This is a genomic window from Flavihumibacter sp. CACIAM 22H1, assembly GCF_001601815.1.
Lineage (GTDB): Bacteria > Bacteroidota > Bacteroidia > Chitinophagales > Chitinophagaceae > Flavihumibacter.
Genome location: NZ_LUKG01000031.1, coordinates 44,289 through 46,174, shown reverse-complemented (window position 1 = coordinate 46,174; position 1,886 = coordinate 44,289). Strand labels below are relative to the sequence as shown.

Annotated in this window: 2 protein-coding genes; both read right to left on the bottom strand. The window is 38.0% G+C overall.

Annotation, left to right across the window (positions count from 1 at the left end; translation table 11 throughout):
* Window positions 1–266: carboxypeptidase-like regulatory domain-containing protein (locus tag A1D16_RS10550; RefSeq protein WP_290709329.1), on the bottom strand; the 266-nt coding region annotated here is incomplete at its 3' end.
* 436 nt (window positions 267–702) lie between these two features.
* Window positions 703–1,886, bottom strand: a 1,184-nt coding sequence (locus A1D16_RS10545; RefSeq protein ID WP_290709328.1) for a TlpA disulfide reductase family protein, incomplete at its 5' end; no start/stop codon positions are given.

The window sequence follows — 1,886 nt, the reverse complement described above, 5'->3', positions numbered from 1 at the left end:
GTATTACCATCGCCAATTCTTTCTTCGAATTCGGCGAAACCTACCCCAGATATTACCAATACTCTCGCAGTTGCTGGTATGGTAATTGAATAAGTTCCGTCATCCTTGGTAGTAGTACCTGTGGTGGTACCCTTAACCACAACAGACGCGTTGGCAACAGGATTTCCTGCCGCATCTGTTACCCGACCAGTGAGCGTTCGGGTTTGTGCCCATAGTTGTCCTGCCAGGACAACCATGCACAAAAGCATGCAGAGCAATTTTCTCATGTACAATGTGTGTTTAGATTAAAAAAAAATCTTAGTTAAAATAGTATGACAGGTAGGATCATGAAAAGCTGCATTAAATTTTTTTAATTCAATGCATATTTTTTTCATGATAAATTGATAAGAGAACTTTTCTTGATTACACTAAAATCTTTACGGCTAGGCTTTCTCATGTGTTAACTGTATTTAGAAGAATTAACAAATTAAACGCACAAAGTTTAAATTTTGATTAATTAGTTCTAGTACAATCTCTATTATTTTCTTTCAATATTTAATTTTTACTACTGTTTTTATCATTATTACAATTACATAAAATAATATCTGTATTCAAAGCGGTATTAGCAAAATGTTAACGAATTCAAAATATCATGAAAACCAACAAGCATAAAAAAAAGAATTCATTGAGAATTCCTTTTTTTATATGATCGGTTTTACCTGATTACTTTAGTAGCTCCATTAAACGGGTTTCCAGATCAGGTCCTCGTAAATTTTCTGCAATGATGATCCCCTCCGGATTTATTAGCACATTATAAGGTATTCCTTCAAATCCATATACCTGAACAGATTCACTGTTCCAGAATTTCAAATCGCTCATATGTGACCAGGTCAGTTGATCCTCCTTTATTGCCTTCAGCCACTCTTCTTTGCCTTTATCAAGCGATACGCCAAGTATTGTAAAATTTTTTTCCCGGAACTTATCATAAGCTCTTACCACATTCGGATTTTCTTTTCTGCAAGGACCACACCAACTGGCCCAAAAATCAACCAACACATATTTCCCTTTAAAGGATGAAATAGAAAGAGGTTTTCCATCTGTTCCGGGCATTCTTAATTCAGGTGCAGGTTTTCCAACAAGGCTCCGGGCCGATTGTCTTTTTTCCATCTCTTCCAGTTGTGCCTTCTGCTGATCAAATGTTTTCTTTACGGATTGCAAAGTACCATAGTCAGGAAAACGATTTACAGTAGCTGCTAACAGCTGTTCAAATTCCGTACGTGGCATAATCTGCGATGCAAGTCCAAGTGAAAATACACTAACCGCCGGACTAGCAGACTTGGTTACTACATCTTTCACATAGCCACCCAGGTCAGCAATCTGTTTATTTTTCTTTTCAGTAAGTAAAAGCTGCATAGTGTCTGTATCGGGAAACTTTTTCAAACTGTCCAGCTGTGCAAATACATTATTAATATCCAGGCTACGATCACTATACTCCTGGATCAGATCCTGTATCTGTTTACTGGCGGGCGAACCTGCAACTTTATAATGCCGTTCTTTTTTTTCCATATCCAATTCTACTTCTATAGAGCTGGCATCATTTACGATTAAAAACAACGGACCATTTTCCACCGCCACTTCATAAACGCCCTCATTTTTAGCTTTTGCCCGAAGCACCAGTTTTCCTTCTGCACCAACAATGGTAGTAGAATCTAAAATTACCGGTGGAGCGTCAGAGCCAAACGGAATTTCTTCAATCTGGATTCTTCTGCTCTGCATGGGTTCAAGCTTATCTGCATTAATATAATGAACAGTAACCGTAAAATCTCCTCCTGGTTTCTTAGTTTGACAGGCAACCAGCCCTAGCAATAACACTATTCCAGTTCCACCCATAATCCGGGAAATCTTCA